We start from the raw sequence: 21,662 nt of genomic DNA on the forward strand, positions 1-21,662 counted from the left end.
TTTTCTCGAATTGGTTAAAAAATACTTGAGTGTTTTAATCGGTTAAAATATTTAATTAAATATAAAACAACAGGTTAATTTATTTTATTGAAAATATTTGAAATCTGACAAAAATACTGTGTTTTTATTTAATTGTTTAGCCGATATTATGTCCTTATTCAATAAATCACATTGGTTTTAGGAATCGATATGGGCATGAAATGGTCTACCGAATATAATACAGGAATAGAGGTAATCGATGATCAACATCGACGTATTCTGGATTATATTAATGAAATCGCTGATTTAAAATATTCCCATGATCGTGTCAAAATGAAGAGTGTATTAGACAATATTATTGATTATACACAGTCGCATTTTACCTTTGAAGAAAGCTTGCAAGAAGAAGCAAATTATAAATATCGTGTGCCACATAAACGTGTGCATGATTTATTTATCAAAAAGATAGAGACTTATCGTGAACGTTTTGAATTAGGGCATGAAATTGATAAAGAATTGCATGAAGCACTTTCAAAATGGTTAATCAATCATATTCGGCATGATGATGCTGATTATGTAGGTGCTGTTAGAGAAAATATGGTTGGCATTATTAAAGAAAATGAAAAGAAAAAAGGCAAGAATTGGTTTTCTCGGTTCTTTGCTTGACAATAAAATAATAACAATAAGACCTCTTATGGTAGAAAAATAATAAGGTGAAGATGAGTAAAAAATAAGAGGTCAGATTTACATAATAATAACTAGGCGCGGCAAGTCATCTTTATGGTGATTTGCCTTTTTCTTTGGGTATCTTTTGTTTTGATTTTCAGACGTGACAAAGGCAAAATAGATTGAATATTTCATTGTAAGCTCCATAAAGAAGCACAATGAGTTCAAAGCTTTTTAAGGAATGCAGTATGCAGGACACAACTCTGTCACGCTGGCTTACACCAGTGATGGCGTTTTGCTTATCTTTTGTCATGATTGGCACATTAGCACCAACTGTGGGTATTCAAATTGATCGTCAATTTGATTTTTGGTTATTGTGGCTAGGAACCATGCTTTTATTAGCATTACCGATTGGTTTTCTTGAAATTGCCTTAGCGAAACGTTCACAGATGACCGCGTTACAAGCACTTTCTACTTTAACGCGTGATGCTGATGCTTCCCCGAAATGGCGTTTAGTAGGTTGGTTCGCTGTTGTTTTTGTTCCTTTCTTTGCAGGCAGTATGATAAATACCTCTGCTCACATTGTGACTGAGCAGCTTGCATTAAATCTTCCTGTTCAAATCCTTTTCGCTGTTTTTGCCGTTATAGCGCTTGGTTTATCTTTTATACCGCGCCAATTTTTAATTGGACTTACAACAATTGGAGTCATTGCTGCTTTTATTGGTGCAAATGTGATGGGAACTCAGTTAACGACTTGGCACTGGACAGGTATTGAGTTTAAAGAGTGGGGCAATGCTACAGTGCTTGCTTTAGTCGCAAGTGGTCTAGGTCTAGGATTGTATTGGCAAAGTAGTTTAGCGACAGTGAAGAAACAACAAGCGGTCACAAGTTCAGTCTTTCCGATCTGGGTCGCGCAGCTTATTGCTGTCATTGCATTTGGTTTCTTCTCTACCCAAGCGCAACTTCCAGCATTAGCGTGGGTTTTTGCTGCGATAATGTCTGCTGCATTATTGATCCAATTTGCTAAAGAGCAGTTAGCACAACGCCAACTTGCAATCATTATTCAATGGGGCATTATTCTCGCGGCAATTGCAGTTTGGGCTGTGCCACAAGTTGACCAAGTTTTTAATACTCTATTGATGATTTGGGGACTAGTGATTTGTTTGATTTATGCAGTTTTTGCAGGCTGGATTATGAAGATTAGCCATCTTCGTAAAGCTATGGGTTTTAGTAATGAATTATTTTATAACGTATGGCGTATTGCGGTACGTTTAGTTTTACCGCTTTCAATTTTGATTGCGATTGTCGCAGTTATTGGGCAAGTTTTATAATGGAACAGAAACAAGTTTGGGTTGCATTTGCGACACCTGAACAGCAATTTATGATTGCCGTTCCATTCAATGAAGGAATGACTGCACAACAAGCGATTGATGCAAGTGGTTTAGCAGAGCAGATAAAACTTCCAGAGATTTTAAATCTTGGGGTATTTGGTAGTAAGATTGAGATAGATACTGTTTTGCAAGTGGGTGATCGAGTAGAGATTTATCGTCCATTGACGATTAATCCTAAAGATATTCGACGCAAGCGTGCCGCAAAGAACCCTGTTGGGCGTTTTATTAAGGGTAATCGTTTTAGACCATCAACTTCATAAATAAAACCCCTCATGAATGATTCGGTGAGGGGTTTCTTTTTTGGAAACTATTTATAGTTTATAGTGGTGGCGCAGTCAGAATCGCTTCTTTTGATGCTGGTAAACCAGGTTGTGATTCGGGAATCGTATCTAAACCTTCTAGACGTTCTACATTACCATTCGCATCGAAATAAACTTTTAAGTGTTGACCACGCACTGCTGGTATTTTTGCTTTTTTCGCATAAGTCCCTGGGGTGTAGTTGTAGATATAGTCCCAACGTTGTGGATTTAATGGATCTGTAACAGTTGGACTACCCAGTAAGAAACGGACTTGCTGAAAGCTCATGCCGACTTGTACTTGTGATGCTTGTGCTTTAGTTAATGGTGTTCCCTGTGGAATATCGACTTTATAAACACCAAAGACTGAACAACCGCTAAGTACTGAAGTGACGAATAACGCCAGCATGATTTTTTGCATTTTGCTACACTATCCTGATAAATGATGATGCATTTGGTTCAAGGATAGATCATACTGCATCTAAACTCTATTGCCTATTCCAACTTAAGATTTGTTGAGAGACCTTTTTAAATGCCTATTTCCAATCAAGACTTACGCAAAGCTGGACTTAAAGTCACCCTTCCTCGTATTAAGATTTTGGAATTGTTAGAAAATTCAAAACAACATCATTTAAGTGCTGAAGATATTTATAAAACTTTGCTTGAACAAGGTGAAGATGTTGGTTTAGCAACCGTTTACCGAGTGTTAACACAATTTGAAGCGGCTGGCATTATCCAACGTCATCATTTTGAAAATAATCATTCAGTTTTTGAAATCATGCAAGAAGATCATCATGATCACCTTGTTTGCTTAAATTGCAACAAAGTTGTTGAATTTACGAATGATATTATTGAGAAAGAGCAGCATGCTGTTGCAGATCAGCATAATTTTGCCTTAACAGGTCATTCATTAAACTTATACGGTTATTGTAGTGATTCTGAATGCCAAGATGCTTATCGTAAAAAATGAGTTTGATTTAGTTAAAGCTTAGTACTTTACTAAAATTAAACAAATAAAAAGGAAGGTTCTAAAAAACCTTCCTTTTTTAATGTCTTAATTCGAATTATTGACCATCAAAGGTAATATTTCGGCTCGCACTCAATAACTGATCTGTACCTTCTTCTGAAAGTTTAATTGTGAGACGTAAGTCATTTGGCGAGTCAGCATGCTTCAGTGCATCTTTATACGTAATTTCACCTGCTTTGTATAAATCAAATAATGCTTGGTCAAAAGTCTGCATCCCCAATTCTCGAGAACGCTTCATGAGATCTTTGATTTCGTGTACTTCACCTTTGCGTATGTAGTCTGCCAAAAGTGGTGTATTAATCAGAATCTCAATTGCTGCGCGACGTGAATTACCATCTGGCGTTGGGATCAACTGTTGAGCAACCATCGCCTTGAGATTGAGTGATAAATCCATATGCAATTGAGGATGACGATCTGCTTCAAAGAAGTGAATAATACGATCAAGTGCTTGGTTCGCGTTGTTTGCGTGTAGTGTTGCGAGCACTAAGTGACCAGTTTCAGCAAAAGCAATTGCATAGTCCATGGTTTCACGAGAACGAATCTCACCAATTAAGATCACATCAGGTGCTTGGCGAAGCGTATTTTTTAATGCGACTTCAAATGAATCTGTATCAATCCCAACTTCACGTTGAGTGACAATACAACCCGCATGTTGATGTACAAATTCAATCGGGTCTTCAATGGTAATGATATGACCCTTTGAGTTTTGGTTACGGTAACCAATCATCGAAGCTAATGAGGTTGATTTACCTGTACCAGTTGCGCCTACAAAAATAATAATGCCACGTTTGGTCATGGCAAGTTCTTTCAGCACGCTAGGGAGCTTGAGTTCATCCATGGTTGGAATGACAGTCTCAATACGACGTAAAACCATCCCAGGCATATCACGCTGTTGAAAAGCACTCACACGGAAACGTGCCGTTTTTTCACGATTGACAATCGCAAAGTTGCATTCACGTGTTTCAGCAAATTCTTTACGCTGCTTATCTGACATAATTGAATGAAGTAACTGACCAACGACTTCACCTGAGAGTTTAGATTTTGAAACAGGCACAATTTGACCGTTGATCTTCATTGAGGGTTCAACATCTGCAGTGACAAATAAATCAGATGCACTTTGTTGAATCATTAAATTGAGTAAATCATTAAAGTCCATGATATTTCTCTAATCCGTTTATTATTATAGGAATGACTCAGGTTGTTTTGCTGCAGTACGTGCAACTTGAGGGCTAATAACGCCTTTTGAAACTAAGGTCTTAAGACTTTGGTCAAGTGTAGTCATACCGTAGTTTGCACCCGTTTGGATGGCAGAATACATCTGAGCTACTTTATTTTCACGTACAAGGTTACGAATGGCTGGAATTCCAATCATGATTTCATGCGCTGCAACACGACCACCACCATTTTTCTTCAATAATGTTTGAGAAATAACGGCTTGTAGTGATTCAGAAAGCATGGCACGAACCATATCTTTTTCTTCGGCAGGGAATACGTCGATGACACGGTCAATGGTTTTAGCTGCAGAGGTGGTATGTAGGGTACCAAAAACCAAGTGACCTGTTTCAGCCGCAGTTAACGCAAGTCGAATGGTTTCTAAGTCACGCATCTCACCGACAAGTATGATGTCTGGGTCTTCACGAAGCGCAGAACGAAGTGCGGCATTAAAACCATGAGTATCACGATGCACTTCACGTTGGTTAATCAAACATTTTTTAGATTGGTGTACAAATTCAATCGGGTCTTCAACTGTTAAAATATGGTCATAACGGTTTTCATTAATATAATCAATCATCGCAGCGAGCGTCGTTGATTTACCAGAACCCGTAGGTCCTGTAACCAAAACGATACCACGTGGATAATCACAAATTTCTTTAAAAATTGAACCTAAACCAAGGTCTTCCATGGTTAAAACTTTAGATGGAATGGTACGGAATACTGCGCCAGCGCCACGGTTTTGGTTGAATGCGTTCACACGGAAACGTGCAATATTAGGCACTTCAAATGAAAAATCAGTTTCGAGATCTTCTTCATAATCACGACGTTGTTTATCATTCATGATGTCATACACTAAGCGGTGTACATCTTTATGTTCTAGTGCTGGTAAATTAATACGACGAACTTCACCATCGACACGAATCATTGGTGGCATACCTGATGAAAGATGTAAGTCTGAAGCACCGTTTTTAACTGCAAATGCTAATAATTCTGTAATATCCATGATTTCCCCGAAACAATCAAAATGCCTCATTCTTTTATAGAATAATATACGGCTTTCACTCTGTGTTACCAACATATTATAGAATGTGAGAGAAAAAAAGATTTTGTAAGTGAGAACTGTGTCAATGAATAAATCTGAGCAATTCCGTCAATCTGTTTTAAATCAAATAGAGCAAGCCTGCCAGCTGGTAAAACGTGATCCTTCTACTGTGCAATTGTTGGCTGTTTCAAAGACTCATCCGAGCCAAACCTTACGAGAAATGTATGCTGTTGGTCAGCGTTGTTTTGGTGAAAATTATTTGCAAGAAGCCTTGAATAAAATTGATGAGTTACAAGACTTAGATATTGAATGGCATTTTATTGGTCATGTACAACGCAATAAAACCAAGCATTTAGCAGAAACATTTGATTGGGTGCATGGAGTTGATCGTTTGATTATTGCAGAACGTTTATCCAACCAACGTTTAGAAAATCAAAAACCATTAAATATCTGTATTCAGGTAAATATTGATGGGCAAAATTCTAAAGATGGTTGCCAACCAAATGAGGTTTTAGAATTGGTTCATCAAATCAGTCAGCTTCCAAATATCCGTTTACGTGGATTGATGGTGATTCCTGCACCTGAAAATTATGCTGCGTTTATCGATGCCAAAGCCTTATTTGATGAAGTTAAGTCTCAGCATGCACAGCCGCAAGACTGGGATACATTGAGTATGGGCATGTCTGCCGATCTTGAAGCTGCGATTGCAGCAGGTTCAACTATGGTCAGAGTAGGAACAGCATTGTTTGGTGCACGGGATTATTCAAATATTTCATAATGAGTTAATTACTTCTTTAGTTCAGAGAATAGAGAAGTAATTACAATTATATAAGATTTATACACTGTTGAAAAAAATGGCTTAATTTAGAATAATTCGTTGATCACTTATATGATGCTCATATTAAGCGATTAAAAATTATTTGCTCATAATGATAAGAACTCAATTTAGGGTTAATTTAAAATGAAAAAAATCTATTTCTTAATCTCATTTATTTTATGTTTATTTTTAGCTGCTTGCAGTAAAAAAGAAAGTGAAATCGTTACTGAGCAGAATGCTCAAGTTGCGGCAGATGAAAAACTGGGTACAAAATGGGGAGATGAAGTCACTTCACATGTGACTGAGGTGAATTTGACGCGTTTATCTGAACAGCCGATTGCTGAATCACAAGTCCGTTATGCTAATAAGCAATACCAAGGCAAAATGGTGAATAGTATTTCTTTGGCAGCAGGGAAAATTAGTTTTTCTGTTGTTAATGATAATAATCAAGAGCTTCCCTTATATAGAGATGGTCAAAATTATTATCTTTCAGGTAAAAATGGCCAGAGCTATCAATTAAAATATGAAAATCATACCGACAACACTTATGAAGTGGTTGCAAGTGTAGATGGTATGGATGTACTAAATGGAAGTACTGCTTCACGCAATAATTCTGGTTATGTATTACATCCGCACAGCGCAATTCAGATAGAAGGTTTCCGTAAGAGCGACTCCGCAGTGGCATCTTTTACTTTTAGTCAGCCTGAAGATGCTTATGCTGCAAATTCGGATCATGGTTCAATTCAAAATACAGGCATTATTGGAACAGCAATTTATCAACTTGAATCTCCTGATTCAAAAGATGACATAAAAGATTCATCTCAATATGCACCGCCACCTAAAGCCTTTCCTGCGGACAAAGAATAATTTAATTTCAATAATGCCTTGTTCCTACAAGGCATTAATTTGTTGGTTGATTGGACGTTCAAAATCAAGAAATAGTGTAGTTTTCAATTTTTCACTGTCAATAAAATGAATCAAGTTTTCATTAATGTCTGGTAAGCGATATTTTAAAAAATAAATCAAAGAATCCACTTGGCGATAAATTGTAGGTGTAGCGGAAAAATTTGGAACTTCAAATGGGTTTTTAAGACAGAAATGATATTTTTTTTCAGTTTGGACATCAAAAAAATCATAGGTTCTTAGATAAAAATCAGTTGTAAAATAAGTCCGGCTGATTTCATCTCCTTTATTTTTTTTATTCCAATAATAATCTATCGTAGCTCCTATATATAAATGAATATTGAAATATCGTTTTAAGCGAGGCTGAAAATAAGAAAATTCAATCCGAAAACGTACAATCACAGGGATATGAGTACCTTGGTTTTGCTTGGAACATATGGCAGCTTGATAAATTTGTTCTTTTAATATTTCTGGATGAAGAATCGTGAAAGGGTGTTTTTTGCCAACTTGTTCAGTAAAAAAATGACTAGCTTCCTCATCACTCAGCTTAATTGCAGCCATAAAAATTCTCATATTGAATTGATGTTTTTTGATAAAATAGTCAATATTATGAGAAATAACAATCTCTTTCTAAGTGAATACGACATGAGATGTCGTTTTTAAAAATAATAATTAAAGTAATTCATTGCTAATGCTATTAGTTGAGTTTATGAGGGGAAATAATAACTTTTCGCTGAATCGGTTAGTATATTTATGAATATGTGAAGTAAAACTAATTTTTGTTATTTGATTAGAATAATTAGCTGAAATCTAAATCATGTTGCTCAATCGCTTTTTGAATTGAAGAAAACCATTTACAACGAGATTTAGGCGATTCCTCAAGTAGTAACTCAATGGTTGGTTTTTTAAAATAAGCATGATCATCATTTGAATAAGTAGAATTATAAAAATTAGTGCATAGCACAGCATATTGTTTTGTGTCTAAGCGATATAGACAAACGTATTCCACAAGTTACTGATCGGAAATACGTTTGAATATTGGTATAAGTTGAAAGAGATCATTTTGTTCCATTTTTTATTTCCATAAGCATGATTATATTTATCCCACCACCTCAATCCGACTTGAACCTGATCCAATCGGTTGCACCTGAATCTGCACAGGAATACGCTCATGCATTTCTTGAATATGGGAAATTAAAATGACTTTACGCCCTTGGCTTTGCAGTTGGTCTAAGGCATTCATCACCATATGCAACGAAGAGGCATCCAGACTCCCAAAACCTTCATCAATAAACAGGGATTCGATTTTCATAGAACCAGAGGCCATATTGGCAATCGCCAAAGAAATCGCAAGGGCAGTCAGGAAAGACTCACCGCCAGACAGAGAGGCCACTGAACGAGTTTCTCCATCCATATCGTGGTCGATAATCGCCAAACTAAGTGAGTTATCCAAACGTTTTAAAGTATAACGCTGTGACAACATGCTGAGTTGTTGGTTGGCATATTCAAGCAGAATATCCAGATTATATTGCTGGGCTAAATCACGGAAATCCTTACCTTTGGAATCGCCAATTAAACTAGAAATCTTATTCCAACGGTGTTCCTGCTGCTGAATCTGTTGGATTTGATCTGCAAATTGTTTTTGTTTCGCTAAGTTTTGCTGATGCAATTCGATTTGAACTTTATATTGATCTCGTTGTTCAGCCAAAGTTTGCATATTTTCAATAAGTGTAGTGAGCTTAGAAATTAATATTTCAAATGCAATTTCAGGTTGATGTTCAAGGTGTTGTTTGAGTTGTTCTTGAACGGTTCTCATCCCTGCTTGTAGATCCGCATAAGTACGTTCAACTTTTAAAATATCTTGTTTTAATTGTTGTTCTTGCTCGTGAGAAATCGTACTTAGTTGTTCTAACATTGCATACGTAAAATCAGTATTTTGGTTTAACCAGTGCTGAATATGGGTAGTCGCTTGCTCAGCTTGTTTTTGCAGTTGAGAGTTATGAGCAAGACACTCTTTTAATCCATTATTTTTAATTTCAAAATCTTGTCGGATTTGATCAAAACTTTGACGTGCATTTTTAAATTGCTTTTGTAGATGTTGTTGGTTTTGATCAAAATCGTCTAACCATTCATGTGGCTTTTCAACGGTATTTTGCGTGATTTCAAAAATAACTTGGATTGCAATATCGCTATTTTTTTTGCCTTCAATGGTTAAATTTTCAATATGCTTTGCAGCTGAATGAATTTTTTCCTGACCAAATTTAATTTGCTGTACACATTGTTGATGTTGTTGAGTGGTTTGATCGAGTTGTTTGTTCAGATCATTTCGCTGTTTTAATGTGAGCTGACGTTGTTGCAAGCAGTTTGAAACGTGTTCTGCGGCATTTAATATAGATTGCATCCACATTTGTTTTTCTGTGTCATTCAACAAACTTACGATATGCTGAATATTTGATTCGGCTTGTTGAACATTCGATAAATGCTGCGTGGTTTGTTGAATCGATTGTACAAGCTCATGACGTCGCTTTTGAGCATTTCCATGTGAAGTTAAACAGTCTTCAAGCTGTTTTTGAGTTTGTTGAGTATGCTCTTTTTGAGCCTGAATGATTTGAGTTAACACATCATGATTTTTTGAAAAATCAAAGGTGATATGAAGCGTTATAAGTTGCTGTTCAAGCTCAGATTGAAGCTGTAGTCGTTGAGCTGTGAGAGTAGCCAGTTGTTTTGAATTGGCATCCATTGATGCTGTTTGCTGAGTGAATGTTGTTTGTAACTTTTGCCAAGTTTCAAACGCCACTTTTTCAAACTCAAGTGCTTGATGCTCTTGTTGTTCTTGTAGTTTCAATAACTCATCAGAAAAAGCTTCCTTTTCAGCATATGGGTGATGTTTGCTGCCACAAACTAAACAAGGTTCACCATCGACCAAATCCGCTCTCAGTTTTTCAATATTTTTAGTATTCAGTAAACGTTGCTGTTGCAAGATTTTTTGCAGTTGTTCACGTGCATTTTTTTGTTCTTGGTAATTCGTTTCGGCAGTTTTGAATTCAGTTTGAGTCTGTATAATTTGCTGATTTAGCGTATTTTCCCAGCTCGTTAATTTGCAATTTTCAGCATCAATCTGTTGAAAATTGTGCCATTGATGTTGAATCACATTGAATTGATTTAACTTTTGTACAAGCTGATCACGCTCGATGCCTAATGTTGTAATTTTTTGATTAAGTGCATCATCTTGACCGAATTGTATTGTTATTTCTTCAAGTTGTTTCTGTTTTGCCAAAAGTTGCTGATTGGCATGTTGCACATCACCATAATTTTTTTCAAATAGAGCGTAACTTTGAATAAAGCGTTGAATTTGAGAGATGTGTGCTGAAAGGGAATCATCCAAAGAACCAAAATGATTGGATGTTTCTAACTGCGCCGTATGTTGAGAAATACTGAGTTGTAATTGTTTAAGCTGATTTTGAACTAATTGTTCCTGATCAAGATGGGGAATCTGTTGATTCTCTAACTCTTTAATATCACTTTGAGCTTTACGAAGTTGCTCACCCAAAAGACGACGGTCAGCAATACGATCGCGTACCAATTTAATTTTGTCTTGATGTTGAGTCTCAAATTGTTGTAGTTGATTGTGCTCAGTATCTATTTTTTCAAAGGCAAATTTTTCAGTATTGTATTTCTGTTCAACTGTATTGAAATCTTGCTGTGCTTTGAGCAATTGAGGTTGTAATTTGCCAAGATCAGCATTGAAATTCTTATGTTGAATGAAATATGGATGAATAGAAGCAAAGCGTTCAAGTTGGTGTAATTGTGCTTTTTGCGGGGCGAATGCCTCAATATGTTGTTGTTGAAGGTGCAATTTTTGCTGACGATCTTGAATATCAGCTTCTAGTTTTTGTTTTTGCTCGAACCACTGTTGTTGTTGATTGAGCTGAACTTTGTCGGCTTCCAACTGTTGAACCTGTTGTTGTACCTGCTGGAACTGACTTTGTAATTCGGCAATTTCTTCATCAGAACGGATTTCAATATGACCGAGCACATTTTCCAGTTGCTTGCGTTGATCAGCTATTTCTTTGGTCTTCGCATAAGCCAGTTGTCCAATTTTGGCAAAAATACTGGAATTGGTCAGATATTCGAGTAATTCACCACGTTCATTATCACGTGCCTTTAAAAAAGCGGTGACTTCAGACTGCGCCAACAGTACAGCACGAGTAAATTGCTCAAAACTCAGTTGAGTAATCTGTTGAATATGCGCTTCAACTGCTTTGGTTTTATCTGCAATCACCACGCCATCGGTCAGGCATTTGAGTGAGCGTTGTACACTTTGCAATTTGCCACTGGCATTTTCACGGGCACGTTTAATTTCCCAACGTGCGAGGTAGTGTTTCTGATCTTGTGCCACAAAACACAGTTCGGCAAAACCATGTCCTGTGCCACGGCGTAGAACCGTTAAAGGGGAGTTTGTGAGTAGTTCAGAACCATCGACATCTAACAGCTTGCCGTCACTTTCTTTAAGGCGGGGAATTTTATTAAATAACGCCAGACACATGGCATCTAAAATTGTAGATTTACCTGCACCCGTTTTTCCGACAATGGCAATCAGTCCTGCATTTGCTAAAGGCTCAGTTTCAAAATCAATAAAATGTTCACCTGCAAGCGATGCCAAATTTTTAAGTCGAATTGATAAAATTTTCACGGCAAATCCTTAAGCAGTTTGGTCATCTTCAAGTTTTTTCTGTGCTTCAGCAACGAGACTTAAAAAGTCTTTGGTCACTTCATCATCAGCGTGATAGCCCTTTTTCTCCCAAATTTGCTGAAATAGTTTTTCGGGTGTCGGAGGTTCTAAGCTAATACTCTGCTTGCTCTCTGCATTGCTTTCATTGGATAGATATTGTCTGGAAATGCGAACCAGTCGATAGCGATCTTTGGGCAATGCATCTTCAAATTGTTGTCGTAAATTAGGCTGTGGTGGCGTCGTGGTGTGATATTCAATATCCACATATTCACGTTGCTCAAGATTTTCGATCGGTTCATTTGGTAGATTGCGCAGACGTTGCATGACTACACTGAGTTCATCTTTAATTTTATGCAGTTGAATACTTCGGGGTATTGGCAAAGCTTCAAAGTTAAATGAATTTTCACTTTTTGTATGATCAATGGTGACTTCAACCACTTGATGTTTATAGTTGATTTCACTAAATGAAAGTGGAATGGGTGAGCCGCTATAACGAATATGGGGATGTTGTACTTTTTGTGGTTTATGCAGATGTCCAAGCGCTACATAATCAATACTGTCATCAAACAGCGTAGTCGAAAGCGCTTCTTGATTGCCAATAATAATGGGGCGTTCAGAATCCGAAGTTTCTCCACCTTGCATGTGGGCATGTGACATCAGGATTAGGGCTTGATCATCGGTTTTACGACGTTTGGCTTCCTCTATTAATTGTTGGTGTAGGTAGGCAATCGCATTTTGGCTATTGGTGGTGTGTTCATTAAAACCTGTGATTTCAGCTGAACGCAGGAATGGCAGGGCAATACACCATGCCACAATCTGTTTTTGTTGATCATAAATCGGCAAAATGAGACGTTCTAAATTAAGCGTTTTATCTTTGTTCCAACGAATCACACCGACTGTTTTGGCATTATATTTTTCTAATAAAGGTTCAACTTGTTCAATGCGATAACCTGAGTCATGATTGCCAGCAATCATTAAGGTTTGCATCTGTGGGGCAAGCTCATGTGCATCAGCAAGAAATTGATAGAGTTGTTTTTGTGCCTGTGAGCTCGGGTTGATTACATCAAAAACATCACCTGCGATGAATAATGCATGCGGCTGTTTGGCTTTGATCTGCTCAAGTAACCATGCCAGAAATTGTTCATGTTCGTAATGACGAGAATGGTTATAAAAAAATTGTCCCAAATGCCAGTCAGACGTATGAAAAAAACGCACGGTCATAAATGAATCTAATGATGAAATGAATGAGAATAAGGTAGCACGGATTCAATCAAAAAGCAGAGCTTCGCTAAGTAGAAAATACCTACAAGATATGCCTTGATCATTCTTAAACGATCAACTAGTTTGGTATCAAAGACATCATTATAAAATGAGGAAATAGAAAATGAGCTTAGGAAAAGTCAGCCGCGAAATTATTGATCATATTATGTTGATTGGCTTAAACCGAGTGGCAAAACGAAATGCCTTTGATAGTCATATGATTGCAGATTTATCTTTAGCTTTAACCGAATATGAAAATAATCCTAAACTACGTTGTGCTGTGATTTTTGCACATGGTGATCATTTCACGGCGGGTTTAGACCTTGTTGAATTACAACCCAAAATCCCTCAAGGAATTTTTAGTTTCGAAGAAGGTCAAATTAACCCTTGGGGTGTCGGTGGTCGGCATCGAACTAAACCTGTGATCGTAGCTGTGCAAGGGATTTGTTATACCGCTGGGGTCGAATTGATGTTGAATGCAGATGTCGTCGTCGCTAGCGAAGACACGATTTTTGGTCAGCTTGAAGTGCTACGTGGAATTATGCCTTTTGGTGGCGCAACCGTACGTTTTGTGCAGGCAGCAGGGTGGCAAAAAGCCATGCCATATTTATTGACAGGGAAAACCTTTGATACTCAGAAAGCCAATGAATTGAATCTCGTATCTGAAATTGTTGAAAAAGGTAAGCAGCTTGATCGCGCTATTGAGATTGCACAAGAAATTTGTATTGCTGCGCCACTTGCATTGCAAGCATTGTTGGCTTCAGCAACTGATGCGGTCACTCAGGGAGAGGTTTTTGCATTTCAGAATATGGACAGTTACCTTAAGCCATTATTTGCATCGCAAGATGCTCAAGAAGGCGTACGTGCCATGCTTGAGAAACGTCCACCACAGTTTAAAGGTCAATAAAAATAAACCGACAATTCATGTCATTGTGAATTGTCGGTAAATATTTCTAAAAATCAGAAGAAAGAAGTCGTGATCTGTTCCACTTCATTTGTTTCGTGAAACCAAATGAAAATGGATTCTGCCAATACATTTTGATTGAAAGCTTCTGGAAGAAAAATCAAATAATCACCGCAGCCATTGTGAGCGAAAGCAACTGCTTGTTCAGGGAAGCCATGCCATGTTCTTGCAAGTTTGGTTTCATGAACAATATGGTTGCATGCACGCATTTTTCTTTTTTGATCAGACTCATCAAAGAATGGAAAAAGTTGCCAATCATCTTCTGCAAGAAATAATTCACCACCATTTTCAATCATCATTTTATTTTTAAACGATGTAGGAAAAGTAAGATTCAATACTTGTTCAGCCGCAGTTATATACTGTTTGTCTATTGGGAATGGCATAACGATTTATCTTCGCTCAGGTTTATATTGTGATTGTATTCTTTTCAATGCATGAAATAGGTAGTGGTGTCTTTCTGGAGAGAGTCCAAGACCAAATGTGATAGGCTGATTTGCCTCAATGACAATTTGAGCTTGCTGTTTATTGGATGAGTTCGTTGAACGGTTTTCTCTAATTCGACTAACGTCATGCCAATTAAAGTATTTTGATTTTCCTATTCTGCCAATTCCAGTAAAAACACGTCCACCTTGTTGATTAATGGTGAGCTCGATTTTACCGAATAGCATCATCAGTGTAAGTGAACCAAAAATGATGGTTCCAATCAGAAAGGGGATACCAAATAAACTTTGTAAAAGGCTAAATTGTTGTTTTGCGATTTGAGTACCATAAATGCCACCCAATGAGCCACCAGACCAAATCAACATAAAGGGTACTAAAAAGAAGGCAATCGGGCTTCTTAGTGTTGCACCCAATTTTATTTCTTGCAGATTGTTTTTATACCAAGTACCACGTGGTGGTTGATTGATATCAAACGCATATGTTGGCGTATCAAAATTTTCAGAAACACGAAAAATATGATTGCAAACTTGGCATTTCCCCATATCCGTTTGGATATTGATATTTTCATTTACAACGTCAACCTGACAGTTTGGACATTTCATTTTTATAGTGCTTAACTTGCTTAATTTTATGAATTTTAGTATAGCATTGTCATTTTGCATTCTCATCAATTTCATATCGAGCAAAGACGTGATGATCTAAATTCAGGAAATAGCTTTGCCAATAACAGTTACAGCACCCAGTGGATGGTATGGCATCGGGCATTGCAATATACTGTCGTGAACACTTTTGTTTTAATAGGATAATATTCAATTGAAAGATTTTCTATTTTCCTAATAGTCTTAACTGAACACAGATGTGGATCGCATTGTGAACTTGAAAATTGAATTTCAATAGATATGACATGGTTTATATTCTGATTCTTTTATTTTTGAGCATTATAAAAAATAAAAACCGACGATTCGAGTGATGATAAATCGTCGGTCAAAATCTTTTTCAACGGCTTTGGCTGCTAACAAAGCCATTGTTAAAGATGGAGAGTCATAATGAAAGGTCACCGAAAAATATTGCGGATGCCGTGCAATGAACATTCGGTTGCTGCGACCTTGTACCCTATATAACGCTGCTAGGTGTGGATTGGTTGACATAAAAATGAAAAAAAAGTGAAAAAAATTTATAATTATTTTTGAAGTAGATTAGATTTGGTTTATTTACATGATTTCATTGCGTTTGTATTACCTTTGGTTTTTTATTGTGTGCTTGATTTCTAGCCTAATCGCTGGAGTCATCGCTGCAATTTTACCTAATAGCATTGGAGGAGTGCTTACAGCTATTCCTTATTTAATTGCAATGATTTTTGTTTTATTCAAATTTCTAAAAAAACAACATCGCGCACCAACCCTCTCGGAAAAGAAACGATTAAGCCTTGGATTTAGCCTCATTTTTTGGGGTTACAATGCATGTGGCTTACTTTTAGGATTGTTTATTTTTGCACGTAAAGATCCCGACGTTTGGCAAAATTTTATTTTATATTTCAAGCAACCCATGTTTTTAATTACTGTCGTTGCAATTTGGTTGATGATTGCAGCACCGTTATTTTTAATTACATATTGGTTTTATGGCGCACAAGCACAACGGATGGCGAACAAGATGTTTAAGGTATGAGTAAAGTTCACTTGTAATTCACCTGTATTCTGCTAAAACTTTTAATAAGATTCATTTTTGATAGATCAATCCATGAAAAAAATGACGGTATTGGTGACAGGTGCAAGTGGGTTTATTGGTTCTCATCTTTTACCTTTTCTATTGAAAAATAATTTTCAAGTGATTGCACTGACACGACAAAAAAATAAAGCTTCTTATGATTCAGATTTAACATGGGTGAATGATTTAGATGAAATCAAAGTCATTGAAATTAATTATGTGATCAATTTGGCTGGTGAAAATATTGGTCAAAAACGCTGGACTAATCAAAGAAAAAAACAACTGATACAAAGCCGAGTTGATATGACTGAACAGCTTTATCAATGGTTACAGCAAAAAAGTATTTTCCCCCAATGTATTATTTCTGGCTCAGCAATTGGCTATTATGGTATTGATCCTCAAGAGCATTGGGTGGATGTTTGTGATGAAAATACGCCTCCGCAAGCAATTTTTATGTCTGAACTTTGCCAAGCTTGGGAGCAAACTGCATTAAAATTTAATCAACAAAATACTAAAATTATCCGTTTAGGTGTTGTGTTTGGTAATGGTGGTATTTTGCCGCAGATGTTATTACCCATCAAATTAAATGTGATTGCCAAGATTGGATCAGGTCAGCAACCTATTGTTTGGATTCATATTCAAGATGTTTTAAGAGCAATCATTTTTTTACTTCAATTACAGGCTGATCAAAAAGTTTACAATTTAGTTGCTCCAGAACAAATCAATCAACAAGGTTTTGCTGATATTGCCGCACGAGTTTTGAAACGTAAACCTTTCATTACGATGCCTAAATGTGTGTTTGAATTAGCATTAGGCGAACAATCACAATTAATTTTAAATGGTCAATATGTAACGCCTCAGGCATTATGCAGTCATGGTTTTAAATTTCAGTATCCAAATTTAGAGCAAGCCTTAACTGAAATATTATTGGATCACTAAATTTTTTTTCTTCAAACGACTTGGTGAATATGCACTTGGGTCAACAATTGGTGCTTGTTTTAAAATGAGTTGGCGTAACAATTGCGCTGAACCAGCCCCCATACATAGACCATTGCGAAAATGTCCGAAATTTGCCCATAAGTTGGCTATATCAGGCATTTCACCAATATAAGGAATGCCCTGAGGTGAACTAGGACGTAAACCTGCCCAGCGGCTCACGATGGGGAATTGTTTTAACTCAGGCACCATGTCTAAACATGCATTTAAAATATTTTGCTGTGTTTGCTTATCCACAGCCGTACTAAAACCACAGTCAGCCATACTCGAACCACAGACAATATGACCATCTTGACGTGGAATGAGATACATCACACGGTTCATACACATGGTAGGCAACCAGTTTTCAGGTGTTTTGAACAGCAGCATTTGCCCCTGTATGGGATACACAGGAATTTTTCGATGTATGTGTTCTTCCCAATATTGACTCCATGCACCCGAGGTCAGAACAACATGATCAGCATGAAAAACTTGACCGTTTTGGGTTTGTATCCCGTGTACTATTTTATTTTTAACAATCAGTTGATCAATTGGGCAGTGTTCAAAAAAACGAGCTAAGGGGTGCTGTTTAAGATAGCTGATGAGAGATTGTAATAAACGAGGATTACGTACATTCGACAGTTGTGGGAAATGAATGGCTTGTTGGAATTTTTCTGAAATATGAGGATTTACTGCTTCAAGTTGTTTCCGATCTAACAAATCACACTGCTGCATTGGCTCATGATGAGTTGATGCGTAATTGAGTCCAACTTCAAAATCTTCTTGATCAAAAATCAACATACCTGTGTCGTGGATTTGAAAATCAATTCCCGTGATAGGCAGAAGTTTTTCATTCCACATTTGATACAGCGATTTACCGTATTGTGCAAGTTGGTTGACTTCTGGTGCATATCGCCACGGGTACATCGGGGAAAGAATTCCACCGCCTGCCCATGAGGCAGCCTGACCTGCTTGTTGTTGATCAAAAATATCAACAGAGCAACCTTGTTCAGCAAGTTCTAACGCTGACATCAAGCCGCTAATACCCGCACCAATAATGGCAATATGCATAAAAAATTAAACCAATTTAAAAATTCACCTCTTTGATATTAAAGAGGTGAGGAGTGTTTTAGCTCAGCAAGGGAGATTGCTATCTCATCTCTTTGAGTTTACGCGCTGCTTCTTCGGCAAAATAGGTCCAAATACCATCTGCACCCGCACGACGGCAGCACATCAATGACTCTAAAATCACGCTTTCAGATAACCAACCATTTTGAATCGCTGCTGCAAGCATGGCGTATTCACCGCTGACTTGGTAGACAAAAGTCGGCACGCCGAAGGTATCTTTCACTTCACGAACGACATCCAGATAAGGCATGCCCGGTTTTACAATCACCATATCTGCACCTTCCTGAATATCAAGTGCAATTTCATGTAATGCTTCGGCACGATTGCCGATATCCATTTGATAATTATATTTATTTGCACCTTTTAAATTACTTGCTGAACCCACTGCATCACGAAAAGGACCATAGAAGCTTGAAGCATATTTTGCTGAATACGCCATGATATTGGTATAGATAAAACCATTTTGTTCAAGTGCTTGGCGAATCGCACCAATGCGTCCATCCATCATGTCACTAGGAGCAACAACATCAGCACCTGCTTGCGCATGACTTAAGGCTTGTTTGACTAGGCATTCAACCGTTTCATCATTTAAAACATAACCCGTTTCATCAATAATACCGTCTTGACCATGTGTGGTATAAGGGTCAAGTGCGCCATCGGTAATCAATACCATTTCTGGTAATTCTTTTTTCAGTAAGCGACAAGTGGCTTGAACCAAACCATTTTCATGCCATGCAGCTTCCGCCGTTAAACTTTTGTCTTCTTGTGGCGTTACTGGAAATAAAGCAAGCTTTGAAACACCGAGTTCGAGCAAATTTTCTGCTTTTTTGAGTAATAAATCAGCAGATAGACGCTGCACATTTGGCATGCTTGGAATATCTTGAGTTTGTTGTTGTCCCGGTAATACAAATACTGGATAAATCAAATGATTAGCTGTGAGTTGTGTTTCACTGACCATGGCACGAAGTTGGTCATTTTTACGGATACGGCGCATGCGAGTCGCGGGAAAAGCGGGACGATTGAACGTATAAGTCATAACAATCTCGATGTTCAGTATTACACTATAGGAATAATTGAAATATTTAAGTCATGCTAGGGAGAGCTTAGCGGCTAAGTTCAATTAAATATCCTCGCTATTGTAGCCCCATAATTTTAGATTTGTACAAAATAATGGGATGTTTATCGTTCCTTTGGATTTAGACAGCGTATGAATGATGTAAAGAAAAACTGGACAGGCAATATTCAGTTAGGTGCTAAAGCCGATCATGACGTGGTATTAAAGCAGCTTTGTAAAGCATTTAATTCTTCACCATTTTTTAAGCATTGTGGCATGAGCATGCGCGTTGTTGATGATCAAATTGAAGGTTATATCGAGATGCAGCCTGAGTTGGTCGGTAATGTAGCCTTCCAAATTTTGCATGGTGGTGTTGCTGCGACATTGCTGGATAGTATTGGTGGCGTGGTTGCAATGGAACAACTTTATCGCCGTGCAACCCCTGAAGATTTACCTGACACGATTAAGAAAGTATCGCGTTTAGCAACTGTAGATATGCGTGTTGATTATCTTGCTCCGGGTCGTGGTCAGTTTTTTACTGCGCGTGCGGAAACATTACGCTTAGGACGTAAAGGCTGTACCATGCGTATGACGATGCTCAATGATGAAGCTAAACCAATTGCAACGGCAATCGCTTCTTACGCCTTTTAAGTATAGTGTTCGATATGAAAGCGTCTTTTGACGCTTTTTTATTGTTTAAATGAAAGTGAAGTAAAAATAATTATCAAAATATAAGAATTGAACGCATCAGTTATTTTTTTTATTCTCGTCATATGATTTTTTATCGTTAAAATGCGATTTAAATTTTTGTTTGTATTTTGATCTTAGGTTTTAACAATTGGTTAAGTTAAAAAAACTAGACTGATCGGCTGATTAAACCAAAAGTTAAAAATCCCTTTAATTTTTCAGGAATAACATATGACTGACGCCCAAGCTAATCAACAAGATATTGCTGCTAATTCGGCATCAGATGATGCAATGAAAGCAAAACGTAAAAAGTTTTTAGGATTTTTCGCACTTATTCTTATCCTTGCAGCAATTTTGTATGCTATTTGGGCGTTGTTCTTTAACCATGCTGTTAGTACCGATAATGCCTATGTTGGGGCGGAAACGGCACAAATTACCTCAATGGTCAGTGGGCAAGTCGCTGAAGTTTTGGTGAAAGATACCCAACAAGTTAAAAAGGGTGATGTTCTCGTTCGTGTAGATGAGCGTGACGCCAAAATCCAGTTGGCACAAGCACAAGCTGAATTGGCAAAAGCGCAACGCCAATACAAACAAAGCCAAGCGAATAGTAGCTCATTGAATTCTCAAGTTGTGGTTCGCAATGATGAAATTAATAGTGCACAAGCACAACTAAGTAAAGCGCAAGCAGATTTTGATAAAGTTAACTTAGAATTAAAGCGTCGTAATGAACTTGCTGCTTCAGGAGCGATTTCTAAAGAGGAATTGAGCAAAGCGCAAAGTGCTGTATCGACAGCACAAGCAAGCTTAGATTTAGCCCAAGCGGGTTTGGCGCAAGCAACTTCAAGCCGTAAAGCCGCAGAAAGTACACTTGCTGCAAATGAAGCATTGATTCAAGGGGCAAATGAAGCATCAACACCTGATGTTTTGGTTGCAAAGGCCCATGTTGAGCAAGCAACGCTTGATTTAGAGCGTACCGTTATTCGGGCGCCTGTTGATGGTGTGGTGACACGCAAGAATATTCAAATTGGACAACGTGTTGCACCAGGTACTGTGATGATGTCAGTGGTGCCTGTATCTGCGCTGTATGTCGACGCAAACTATAAAGAAAGTCAGCTTGCTAAAGTGAAAGCAGGGCAGAAAGTAACGCTTCATTCAGACCTGTATGGTGATGATGTGGTTTATCATGGGACTGTGCAGGGCTTCTCTGGCGGGACAGGTGCGGCATTTGCCTTGATTCCAGCACAGAATGCGACAGGAAACTGGATTAAAGTGGTACAGCGTTTACCTGTACGTATTACACTTGATCCAAAAGAACTTGCAGAACATCCATTGCGTGTAGGGTTGTCGATGCAAGCGGACATTGATCTCGCATCGAAGTAAT

Annotated in this window: 22 protein-coding genes; 11 read left to right on the forward strand and 11 right to left on the reverse strand. The window is 37.6% G+C overall.

Annotated elements, in window-relative coordinates; translation table 11 throughout:
* Window positions 1-189 precede the first annotated feature (189 nt).
* The 3 genes from ACN19N_RS03945 to ACN19N_RS03955 all read left to right on the forward strand — a co-directional run bounded on the left by ACN19N_RS03945 (window position 190) and on the right by ACN19N_RS03955 (window position 2,296).
* Entirely contained in the window at window positions 190-645 is a 456-nt protein-coding gene (locus ACN19N_RS03945) for a bacteriohemerythrin (protein ID WP_269229781.1), read from the forward strand.
* A gap of 248 nt (window positions 646-893) precedes the next feature.
* Window positions 894-1,976, forward strand: a complete 1,083-nt coding sequence (locus ACN19N_RS03950) for a hypothetical protein (protein WP_269239198.1) — start codon at window positions 894-896, stop codon at window positions 1,974-1,976.
* The gene (locus ACN19N_RS03955; protein ID WP_269239199.1) at window positions 1,976-2,296 is read left to right on the forward strand and encodes an RnfH family protein; all 321 of its coding nucleotides are present in this window, start codon (window positions 1,976-1,978) and stop codon (window positions 2,294-2,296) included. Before ACN19N_RS03950 ends, ACN19N_RS03955 begins: the two co-directional genes overlap by 1 nt.
* 58 nt (window positions 2,297-2,354) lie before the next feature.
* Here the strand turns inward: ACN19N_RS03955 and ACN19N_RS03960 are convergent, their stop codons facing one another.
* Complete coding sequence (locus tag ACN19N_RS03960) at window positions 2,355-2,753, reverse strand: outer membrane protein assembly factor BamE (protein WP_269229784.1); 399 nt, start codon at window positions 2,751-2,753, stop codon at window positions 2,355-2,357.
* Window positions 2,754-2,864: 111 nt separating this feature from the next.
* Here ACN19N_RS03960 and fur point away from each other — a divergent pair, with 111 nt between their 5' ends.
* A complete protein-coding gene (fur, locus tag ACN19N_RS03965; RefSeq protein ID WP_004663428.1) occupies window positions 2,865-3,302 on the forward strand; it encodes a ferric iron uptake transcriptional regulator in 438 nt (145 codons plus the stop codon).
* A 94-nt stretch (window positions 3,303-3,396) separates the two neighbouring features.
* On the opposite strand, the gene ACN19N_RS03970 is transcribed toward fur, so the two are convergent.
* Together ACN19N_RS03970 and ACN19N_RS03975 are read right to left on the reverse strand one after the other, a co-directional pair.
* Window positions 3,397-4,515, reverse strand: a complete 1,119-nt coding sequence (locus ACN19N_RS03970) for a PilT/PilU family type 4a pilus ATPase (RefSeq protein ID WP_004663427.1) — start codon at window positions 4,513-4,515, stop codon at window positions 3,397-3,399.
* Window positions 4,516-4,539: 24 nt separating this feature from the next.
* Window positions 4,540-5,577: a type IV pilus twitching motility protein PilT gene (locus ACN19N_RS03975; protein ID WP_269229785.1), complete on the reverse strand. Its 1,038-nt coding sequence runs from the start codon at window positions 5,575-5,577 to the stop codon at window positions 4,540-4,542.
* 124 nt (window positions 5,578-5,701) lie between these two features.
* On the opposite strand from ACN19N_RS03975, the gene ACN19N_RS03980 reads away from it, so the two are divergent.
* Both ACN19N_RS03980 and ACN19N_RS03985 read left to right on the forward strand, forming a co-directional pair.
* Window positions 5,702-6,394, forward strand: coding sequence for a YggS family pyridoxal phosphate-dependent enzyme (locus tag ACN19N_RS03980; protein ID WP_420002000.1), 693 nt, complete (start codon window positions 5,702-5,704; stop codon window positions 6,392-6,394).
* Window positions 6,395-6,577: 183 nt separating this feature from the next.
* Window positions 6,578-7,300, forward strand: coding sequence for a hypothetical protein (locus tag ACN19N_RS03985; protein ID WP_420002001.1), 723 nt, complete (start codon window positions 6,578-6,580; stop codon window positions 7,298-7,300).
* 24 nt (window positions 7,301-7,324) lie between these two features.
* Here ACN19N_RS03985 and ACN19N_RS03990 read toward each other — a convergent pair whose 3' ends face one another.
* The 4 genes from ACN19N_RS03990 to ACN19N_RS04005 form a co-directional block, all read right to left on the reverse strand.
* Window positions 7,325-7,897: a hypothetical protein gene (locus ACN19N_RS03990; protein WP_420002002.1), complete on the reverse strand. Its 573-nt coding sequence runs from the start codon at window positions 7,895-7,897 to the stop codon at window positions 7,325-7,327.
* Window positions 7,898-8,135: 238 nt separating this feature from the next.
* Window positions 8,136-8,345, reverse strand: coding sequence for a hypothetical protein (locus ACN19N_RS03995; RefSeq protein WP_420002003.1), 210 nt, complete (start codon window positions 8,343-8,345; stop codon window positions 8,136-8,138).
* 90 nt (window positions 8,346-8,435) lie between these two features.
* Window positions 8,436-12,029 (reverse strand): AAA family ATPase, encoded by a 3,594-nt coding sequence (locus tag ACN19N_RS04000; RefSeq protein WP_420002004.1) that lies wholly within the window; start codon window positions 12,027-12,029, stop codon window positions 8,436-8,438.
* 9 nt (window positions 12,030-12,038) lie between these two features.
* Complete coding sequence (locus ACN19N_RS04005; protein ID WP_420002005.1) at window positions 12,039-13,289, reverse strand: exonuclease SbcCD subunit D; 1,251 nt, start codon at window positions 13,287-13,289, stop codon at window positions 12,039-12,041.
* 163 nt (window positions 13,290-13,452) lie between these two features.
* Between ACN19N_RS04005 and ACN19N_RS04010 the strand changes: the two genes are divergently transcribed.
* Complete coding sequence (locus tag ACN19N_RS04010; protein ID WP_420002006.1) at window positions 13,453-14,235, forward strand: crotonase/enoyl-CoA hydratase family protein; 783 nt, start codon at window positions 13,453-13,455, stop codon at window positions 14,233-14,235.
* Between the two features lie 53 nt (window positions 14,236-14,288).
* Here ACN19N_RS04010 and ACN19N_RS04015 read toward each other — a convergent pair whose 3' ends face one another.
* Together ACN19N_RS04015 and ACN19N_RS04020 are read right to left on the reverse strand one after the other, a co-directional pair.
* Window positions 14,289-14,675: an SMI1/KNR4 family protein gene (locus ACN19N_RS04015; RefSeq protein ID WP_420002007.1), complete on the reverse strand. Its 387-nt coding sequence runs from the start codon at window positions 14,673-14,675 to the stop codon at window positions 14,289-14,291.
* A 6-nt stretch (window positions 14,676-14,681) separates the two neighbouring features.
* Entirely contained in the window at window positions 14,682-15,335 is a 654-nt protein-coding gene (locus ACN19N_RS04020) for a hypothetical protein (protein WP_269239666.1), read from the reverse strand.
* Between the two features lie 613 nt (window positions 15,336-15,948).
* On the opposite strand from ACN19N_RS04020, the gene ACN19N_RS04025 reads away from it, so the two are divergent.
* Window positions 15,949-16,398, forward strand: coding sequence for an ABZJ_00895 family protein (locus ACN19N_RS04025; RefSeq protein WP_269239205.1), 450 nt, complete (start codon window positions 15,949-15,951; stop codon window positions 16,396-16,398).
* A 72-nt stretch (window positions 16,399-16,470) separates the two neighbouring features.
* Window positions 16,471-17,376, forward strand: a complete 906-nt coding sequence (locus tag ACN19N_RS04030) for a TIGR01777 family oxidoreductase (RefSeq protein ID WP_420002008.1) — start codon at window positions 16,471-16,473, stop codon at window positions 17,374-17,376.
* Here the strand turns inward: ACN19N_RS04030 and thiO are convergent.
* Complete coding sequence (gene thiO, locus ACN19N_RS04035; protein ID WP_420002009.1) at window positions 17,362-18,483, reverse strand: glycine oxidase ThiO; 1,122 nt, start codon at window positions 18,481-18,483, stop codon at window positions 17,362-17,364. The two genes, ACN19N_RS04030 and thiO, sit on opposite strands and share 15 nt — an antisense overlap.
* Window positions 18,484-18,562: 79 nt before the next feature.
* The gene (gene hemB / locus ACN19N_RS04040) at window positions 18,563-19,576 is read right to left on the reverse strand and encodes a porphobilinogen synthase (protein ID WP_269229796.1); all 1,014 of its coding nucleotides are present in this window, start codon (window positions 19,574-19,576) and stop codon (window positions 18,563-18,565) included.
* 171 nt (window positions 19,577-19,747) lie between these two features.
* On the opposite strand from hemB, the gene ACN19N_RS04045 reads away from it, so the two are divergent.
* Both ACN19N_RS04045 and ACN19N_RS04050 read left to right on the forward strand, forming a co-directional pair.
* Window positions 19,748-20,245 carry a thioesterase family protein gene (locus ACN19N_RS04045; protein WP_004663409.1) on the forward strand — a complete coding sequence of 166 codons (498 nt, stop codon included), beginning with the start codon at window positions 19,748-19,750 and terminating at the stop codon, window positions 20,243-20,245.
* 267 nt (window positions 20,246-20,512) lie between these two features.
* Window positions 20,513-21,661 (forward strand): HlyD family efflux transporter periplasmic adaptor subunit, encoded by a 1,149-nt coding sequence (locus ACN19N_RS04050; protein WP_420002010.1) that lies wholly within the window; start codon window positions 20,513-20,515, stop codon window positions 21,659-21,661.
* Window position 21,662: the final 1 nt, after the last annotated feature.

Origin of the sequence: Acinetobacter sp. LF10 (assembly GCF_048585715.1) — a bacterium.
In the GTDB taxonomy this organism is placed as follows: Bacteria; Pseudomonadota; Gammaproteobacteria; order Pseudomonadales; family Moraxellaceae; genus Acinetobacter.

Coding starts and splice junctions, on each gene's coding strand:
- ACN19N_RS03945 (WP_269229781.1), top strand. CDS start 190: ATGGGCATGAAATGGTCTACCGAATATAATACAGGAATAGAGGTAATC.
- ACN19N_RS03950 (WP_269239198.1), top strand. CDS start 894: ATGCAGGACACAACTCTGTCACGCTGGCTTACACCAGTGATGGCGTTT.
- ACN19N_RS03955 (WP_269239199.1), top strand. CDS start 1,976: ATGGAACAGAAACAAGTTTGGGTTGCATTTGCGACACCTGAACAGCAA.
- ACN19N_RS03960 (WP_269229784.1), bottom strand. CDS start 2,753: ATGCAAAAAATCATGCTGGCGTTATTCGTCACTTCAGTACTTAGCGGT.
- fur (WP_004663428.1), top strand. CDS start 2,865: ATGCCTATTTCCAATCAAGACTTACGCAAAGCTGGACTTAAAGTCACC.
- ACN19N_RS03970 (WP_004663427.1), bottom strand. CDS start 4,515: ATGGACTTTAATGATTTACTCAATTTAATGATTCAACAAAGTGCATCT.
- ACN19N_RS03975 (WP_269229785.1), bottom strand. CDS start 5,577: ATGGATATTACAGAATTATTAGCATTTGCAGTTAAAAACGGTGCTTCA.
- ACN19N_RS03980 (WP_420002000.1), top strand. CDS start 5,702: ATGAATAAATCTGAGCAATTCCGTCAATCTGTTTTAAATCAAATAGAG.
- ACN19N_RS03985 (WP_420002001.1), top strand. CDS start 6,578: ATGAAAAAAATCTATTTCTTAATCTCATTTATTTTATGTTTATTTTTA.
- ACN19N_RS03990 (WP_420002002.1), bottom strand. CDS start 7,897: ATGGCTGCAATTAAGCTGAGTGATGAGGAAGCTAGTCATTTTTTTACT.
- ACN19N_RS04005 (WP_420002005.1), bottom strand. CDS start 13,289: ATGACCGTGCGTTTTTTTCATACGTCTGACTGGCATTTGGGACAATTT.
- ACN19N_RS04010 (WP_420002006.1), top strand. CDS start 13,453: ATGAGCTTAGGAAAAGTCAGCCGCGAAATTATTGATCATATTATGTTG.
- ACN19N_RS04015 (WP_420002007.1), bottom strand. CDS start 14,675: ATGCCATTCCCAATAGACAAACAGTATATAACTGCGGCTGAACAAGTA.
- ACN19N_RS04020 (WP_269239666.1), bottom strand. CDS start 15,335: ATGAAATGTCCAAACTGTCAGGTTGACGTTGTAAATGAAAATATCAAT.
- ACN19N_RS04025 (WP_269239205.1), top strand. CDS start 15,949: ATGATTTCATTGCGTTTGTATTACCTTTGGTTTTTTATTGTGTGCTTG.
- ACN19N_RS04030 (WP_420002008.1), top strand. CDS start 16,471: ATGAAAAAAATGACGGTATTGGTGACAGGTGCAAGTGGGTTTATTGGT.
- thiO (WP_420002009.1), bottom strand. CDS start 18,483: ATGCATATTGCCATTATTGGTGCGGGTATTAGCGGCTTGATGTCAGCG.
- hemB (WP_269229796.1), bottom strand. CDS start 19,576: ATGACTTATACGTTCAATCGTCCCGCTTTTCCCGCGACTCGCATGCGC.
- ACN19N_RS04045 (WP_004663409.1), top strand. CDS start 19,748: ATGAATGATGTAAAGAAAAACTGGACAGGCAATATTCAGTTAGGTGCT.
- ACN19N_RS04050 (WP_420002010.1), top strand. CDS start 20,513: ATGACTGACGCCCAAGCTAATCAACAAGATATTGCTGCTAATTCGGCA.